8 protein-coding genes are annotated in these 5,403 nt (G+C 63.0%); all 8 read right to left on the reverse strand.

Going from position 1 to position 5,403, the window contains the following annotated elements; genetic code table 11:
* The coding region (locus ABY403_RS12950; protein ID WP_372841242.1) for a proton-conducting transporter membrane subunit at positions 1-1,754 on the reverse strand (1,754 nt) is incomplete at its 3' end.
* Positions 1,748-2,104 carry a sodium:proton antiporter gene (locus ABY403_RS12955; protein ID WP_372841243.1) on the reverse strand — a complete coding sequence of 119 codons (357 nt, stop codon included), beginning with the start codon at positions 2,102-2,104 and terminating at the stop codon, positions 1,748-1,750. The genes ABY403_RS12950 and ABY403_RS12955, both read right to left, overlap by 7 nt.
* Position 2,105: 1 nt before the next feature.
* Positions 2,106-2,801 carry a Na(+)/H(+) antiporter subunit B gene (locus ABY403_RS12960; RefSeq protein ID WP_372841244.1) on the reverse strand — a complete coding sequence of 232 codons (696 nt, stop codon included), beginning with the start codon at positions 2,799-2,801 and terminating at the stop codon, positions 2,106-2,108.
* Entirely contained in the window at positions 2,794-3,048 is a 255-nt protein-coding gene (locus ABY403_RS12965) for a hydrogenase subunit MbhD domain-containing protein (protein WP_372841245.1), read from the reverse strand. The genes ABY403_RS12960 and ABY403_RS12965 overlap by 8 nt, the downstream gene beginning before the upstream one ends.
* The gene (mnhG, locus tag ABY403_RS12970) at positions 3,045-3,395 is read right to left on the reverse strand and encodes a monovalent cation/H(+) antiporter subunit G (RefSeq protein ID WP_372841246.1); all 351 of its coding nucleotides are present in this window, start codon (positions 3,393-3,395) and stop codon (positions 3,045-3,047) included. Before mnhG ends, ABY403_RS12965 begins: the two co-directional genes overlap by 4 nt.
* Positions 3,392-3,655, reverse strand: coding sequence for a monovalent cation/H+ antiporter complex subunit F (locus tag ABY403_RS12975; RefSeq protein WP_372841247.1), 264 nt, complete (start codon positions 3,653-3,655; stop codon positions 3,392-3,394). The genes mnhG and ABY403_RS12975 overlap by 4 nt, the downstream gene beginning before the upstream one ends.
* Positions 3,648-4,265 (reverse strand): Na+/H+ antiporter subunit E, encoded by a 618-nt coding sequence (locus ABY403_RS12980; protein ID WP_372841248.1) that lies wholly within the window; start codon positions 4,263-4,265, stop codon positions 3,648-3,650. The genes ABY403_RS12975 and ABY403_RS12980 overlap by 8 nt, the downstream gene beginning before the upstream one ends.
* A gap of 96 nt (positions 4,266-4,361) precedes the next feature.
* A partial coding sequence (locus ABY403_RS12985; RefSeq protein WP_372841249.1) for a capsular biosynthesis protein occupies positions 4,362-5,403 on the reverse strand: 1,042 nt, incomplete at its 5' end.

Here is a 5,403-nt window from a genome sequence, read left to right on the forward strand (position 1 = left end):
AGCGCATGAGGTTCCGAATACTTGCCGCGCAGGATCAGGAAGTAGGAACCGATGGTCAGCACCTCCCAAGCCGCGAAGAACCCAAAGCTCGTTTCCGCGACGATCAACATCGCCATGCCCGCGAACATCAGCATCGCCGAAGGGTAAAACCCGACACGCCGCCCGTGTTCGTAGAAGCTGGCCAGCAAGATCACCGCGCCGCCGGGCATGATGATGGCGGCAAAGATCAATTGCAGCGGGTCATAGCTGGCATAACTTGCCGCAAATCCGCCGATCAGGGTGGCAATCGCCGCCACGTTCTTCACACGCGCGGGCAGCCCGTCCAGCAGCAGGAAAGCAAGCGCCAAAAGCAGCGCAGGCGCACGCAGAAGGTTTTCATACGGGCCAACTTCGCCCCAGATCCAGCCCGCGCCCCAGCCAACCAACGCCACCGTGACCACAAGGGCCAGTTCGGCAGATGTGGTTGCCACGCCCTCCGATACCTCGCGCTTCATCGTGAAGCCGAACCAGCGCAAGAGGTATCCCGCCTCGATCAGCGCGCCGATCAGCACCAGCGCCACCAACGCGCCGCCACCACTGGCCACCAGCCCGTGCACCAGCGCCCATTTGGCATAGAACCCTGGGAACGGCGGCAGGCCCAGCAACATCGCAAGAAAGGTTGCCATGGCAAAGACCAGCAGCGGGTTGCCCCGCAGCGATGCCCAATCTGTCAGATCGCGCCCTTTCACCAACCCCGACAGCCAGAAAAGCCCCGCCTTGGCAATCGCATGGCCCACTAGAAGCCCGCCGGCGATCAGCAGATAGCTTTCGCCCAAAGCCTCTCGCTGGCCGATCACGGCCAGAATAAGCCCGGTCTGCGCCACGGACGAATAACCCAGAAGCCTGCGGTCATTGGTTTGCGACAGCCCAAGCAGGTTCGCCGCTACAAAGGTCAAAAGCCCGATGCCCGTCAGCACCGGCGCAAGCACCGCGCCGCTGGCACCTGCAAACTTGTCCACCGCAATCAGCGCCGCAGTGCCCGTGCCCGCCGACAAGATCGCCGAAAACCCCGGATGCGCGGCTTGATAGATGTCTAGCGCCCATCCGTTCGCCGGGAACGGCTTGGTTTCCAGGACCAGTGCCGCAACAACCAGAAACGCCGCCAGCGCCGCGCCGCCGCCCATGGCCGCAAGCCCGCCCATGTCGTCGATATTCAGCGAACCGGTGGCGTGATAGGAAAAGATGATGCCGATCAACAGCAAGATCGAGACAAACTGCGCCACGATCATGTATTTGAACCCGGCCCCAAGCGCGTCATCATCGTCGGACAAAAGCACCATCCCGCCGGTCGAAATTGCCGCCAGTTCGAAGAACACGAACAGGTTGAAAAGGTCGCGCGTCATCACGATACCGGCCAGCGCCATTACCGCGATCAACAGCACCGCCATTGCCCGCCGCCCCATGCGCAGCAAGGCCGCGCGCATGTGCAGCGCCGAGGCAAGACCCGCAAGCGTGATCATCACCAGCGCCACCGCCTCGCTCAGCCCGACGCGCAGATTGATGGCAAAGGGCGGTGTCGTGCCCGCCGTGGTGATTTCTTGCACCGGTGCGCCGCCGGGGCCCAGCAACCACAGCCAACCCACGGCAACCACGCTCATCGCAGCCAGCGCCAGTACGGTCAGCGCGTGCGCCAAAGACTCGCGCCGCTCGCGTATCAAGCCGAGCAGAAACGCGGTACCAAGCCCGATGGCGATGATGGAGATGGCGTTTACCATTTCAGCTGCCTCAGTTTGGAGATATCGAGCGTGCCGCGCGTGGCATAGATGCGCCATGCGTAGGCGAGCATCAGCGCAGTCACGCCCAGCCCGATCACGATTGCGGTCAAGACCAGTGCTTGCGGCACCGGGTCGATGATGCGCAGCGCGGCCACCTCAGGTGGTACGCCTGCGCCAAGAATGGGGGCGGTGCGGCCGGGCAAGTAGCCCACCGACACCATCACCAGATGCGTTCCGGTATCGGCAACGGTAAAACCCACGATCAGCCGCAGCAGGTTGCGCCGGGTGATCGCGCCGTAAAGACCAAGCAGGATCAGCGCAAAACCGGTGGCGAGTGCAAGATAGACCATCTCATTCCTCCCGCTCGGCCAGACTGAGAAGGATCGAGGAAAACTCGGCCCCCACCTTCAGCCCGATCAGCGCATAAATCAGCGGAATTGCCCCGGCCGACAGGATCGAGCCAAACTCGCCCATCGGCAGGATGCGGTTGTCCAGAAACCCGCCCGCCAGCACCATTCCAGCAAGCCCGATTGCCACATAGGCTAGGCCCGACACGGCCTCGGTCGTGGCAATCAGACGGTGGCTGAAATTGCGCGCGGGATCGGTCAGAAGCATCAGTAGCATGGCAGAGGCGATGATCGCACCGCCCTGAAAGCCGCCACCGGGCGTCAGGTGCCCGTTCAGAAACACATAGGCGCCGAAAAGCACGATCAGCGGCACCAGAAGCCGCGAGCCGGTGTGCAGCAATTCGCCCGTGGGCCAGCGGCCCGGGCGCGGCCCGGCATCGGCAAGCCCGCCGCGCAGTACCATCGCCACGATTGCGGCGGTCAGAAACAGCACCGTCACCTCGCCCAGCGTATCAAGCCCGCGGTAGGTCACGATCACCGCGGCCACGATATTTGCGGCACCCGTGTCGGCCACCGTGTTTTCGGCATAATACAGCGCGCTGCGGTTCAGCGACGGGTCTGGCTGATAGCTTTGCCAGAGCGCCAGAAACACCAGCCCCAGCCCCGCCAGCAACGCAAATGCGATAGAGCGCTTAATCATCTCCGCCTCCCCTCACCCGACCAAGGACGAAGAAGAACAGAAAGGTGGTCAGGCCACTGCCGATTGCCGCCTCGGTCATCGCCACATCGGGGGCGGCCAGAAGCAGGAACATCACCGACGCGAACAGGCTGACTGCGCCCGACGCGATAATGGAAATGGCGATTGATCGCTGCGGGCTTATCGCCACCAGCGCGGCCACGATCATGCCCGCCGCCAGCACAATGCTCATGCCGGTAAGGATGCTCATGCGCGGCCCCCTTTCGCATCGGGGTGGTCTTCGCCGTAGCGGTCCACCGCGTCGCCCAGCACCTTGGGCGCATGAATCCGTGCCGCCGCCCGCGCCAGAACTTGCGAGGAAAGCGGGTTGGTGAACAGCAAGAACAGCCCGATCAGCACCAGCTTGGAAGCAAAGGCCGGCGCGATCAGCCCCGCGCCCAATAGCACCAGCAGCGTGCCAAGCGTGGTAGCCTTGGTGCCTGCCTGAATACGGTTGAAGCTGTCGGGCATACGGATCAGCCCCAGCGCGCCCAGTGCCAGAAACACCGTGCCAGCCAAAAGCACCAAAGCCCCGAGTGTGTCGAGAAAGCCGTTCATTTCGCCCGGTCCTCCAGATAGCGCGCCACCACGATCACCCCAAGAAACGACAAGAGCGCATAGACCAGCGCGACATCGAGATAGACAGCCCGCCCTTCCGTCAGCGCCACCAGCACGATGCCGGTCAGCGCCACGATGGTCAGCACATCAAACGCGATCACCCGGTCAACCGCCGTTGGCCCGCGCAAGAACCGCACCAGCGCCAGCAAGAAGGCGATACCCGCCATGGCAGCCGCGGCAAGGATCAGAAGATCAGCCATACATCACCTCCAGATACTGCTCGAAGCCTTCGACGATCTCGTGCGTGGCGCCTTCGATGTCAGGCGTATCGGCGGTGACCCAGTGCACGTATAGCCACTCGCCCTCGATCTCGACCGTCAGCGTGCCGGGGGTGAGCGTGATCGAATTGGCCAGCAAAAGCCGACCCATCGGCGATTTGAGCCGCGTGTGCACCTTCACAAAGCCGGGGTTGATTGGCAGCGCGGGGCTAAGCACCAGCCCTGCCACCCGCAAGTTGGCCTTGACCAGTGCCAGCAGGAAATACCCGAAATAGGCGATTGCCGCCTGAACGGCTTGGCCCGAAAAGCGAAAGTCGGTGAAAAACGACATCGCCCCCGGCATGAGCCACGCGATGACCGCAGCAACCAGCACCCCTACGCCGAGCGTGCTGGGGGCAAGCGATCCGCTCAACAAAACCCAAAACAGAAGCAAAGCAAAAAACACACCGGTGCGGTGAGGTGTTGGTGCAGAGGATGCGACATTCATTGCAACAGCTTTCAGCCTGGTCGGACCTTGCGACGGTCGCGCCGGCAGCGAGAGTGTTGGCTCCAGGTCTGCCAGTGATCGGCCCGAGGATACTTTTTGAATCATTCCACTTTTGGTATGAATCGCCAAGGTGGGCAAATGACGCAGTTGCTGTGCTATATCGTCGCAACATTCACGCAATGCGATGTTTGCGCTAAAGTACTATACCCAAGGATCCGTGGATATCCCTTCGGCGCGCGCACGCGCCAACCTCGGTGGCATTGCCTGCCACGCCCCGTGTGGCCGCGCGAGCCCGCCTTCCAGCAGCCGTATGAACCCCGCCACGGCCTCAGCGCGCCCGGCATCAGAAAAGAAATCGCCGCGCACATGCAGCGCCGCCGCAAGCAAGCGCAACAGCGCCGCTACTCCCTCAGGGTCGGGTGCCGTGGGCGTGCCCCAAAAGGTTGCCAGCGGCCCCTGATGCGTCAATCCAGTGATATCGTAGCTGGCGATACCAAGGCATTTCACCGGGCATCCGGCGCGCAGCGCATGCAGGCCCACCGTGCTGTTCACAACGACGCAACCCTGCGCGCGGCCCAAGAGCATGGCCAGATCGCCACCGTCGAGAAAATCGACCCGATCCGCTATGCCCGCCGCCGCCGCCTCGGTGCGCACGACACGGGCCCAGTTGGTAATACCGTTGTCCATTGGGTGCAGTTTGACCACCAGACGCGCAGCCCCCGGCGCATCGGCGGCAAAAGAGCGGATCACCTCACGCACGAAATCGCGCATGTCGCGGTAGCGGGAATTGTGCCGGATCTGGTAATCACCCTGCATTTGCAGCGCGAGCACAAAGTAAGGCGCACGGCCCGCCACACGCTCTGCCACCAAGGCCCGCGCAGGGGCTGCCGCACGCCGCCCACGCCACTGACGCGGCAAATAGGCGAGGTATTCAACCAGCGGCACATGCGCGCGGTCGGCCACAAAACGCGGATGCAGCGGCCAGAGCAGGAAGTTGCCAAGGTTGTAGGCCACCTCTTGCGCAGCCTCTTGCCAGAAAGGGTGGCTGAAACGCGATGTCATATCAGGGTCCGGCAAGCCCTCGGCCCGCGCGCGGATCACACCAAGATCGTCGGGGAAGTGCGAAAACACCGATTGCCCGCCCTCTTCGACCAAGATCCAGTCGGGCCGCAGATAGCCGAACTCGTGCGAAACGCAAACCACACCCAGCCGAAGCGCCGCGCGCTGTGCTGCCAGATGATAG

This window comes from Phaeovulum sp., assembly GCF_041596715.1.
Classification (GTDB): domain Bacteria; phylum Pseudomonadota; class Alphaproteobacteria; order Rhodobacterales; family Rhodobacteraceae; genus UBA6213.

Excerpts from the sequence above, each read along its gene's own strand:
- ABY403_RS12955 (WP_372841243.1), bottom strand. The coding sequence starts at position 2,104 with ATGGTCTATCTTGCACTCGCCACCGGTTTTGCGCTGATCCTGCTTGGT.
- ABY403_RS12960 (WP_372841244.1), bottom strand. The coding sequence starts at position 2,801 with ATGATTAAGCGCTCTATCGCATTTGCGTTGCTGGCGGGGCTGGGGCTG.
- ABY403_RS12965 (WP_372841245.1), bottom strand. The coding sequence starts at position 3,048 with ATGAGCATCCTTACCGGCATGAGCATTGTGCTGGCGGCGGGCATGATC.
- mnhG (WP_372841246.1), bottom strand. The coding sequence starts at position 3,395 with ATGAACGGCTTTCTCGACACACTCGGGGCTTTGGTGCTTTTGGCTGGC.
- ABY403_RS12975 (WP_372841247.1), bottom strand. The coding sequence starts at position 3,655 with ATGGCTGATCTTCTGATCCTTGCCGCGGCTGCCATGGCGGGTATCGCC.
- ABY403_RS12980 (WP_372841248.1), bottom strand. The coding sequence starts at position 4,265 with ATGATTCAAAAAGTATCCTCGGGCCGATCACTGGCAGACCTGGAGCCA.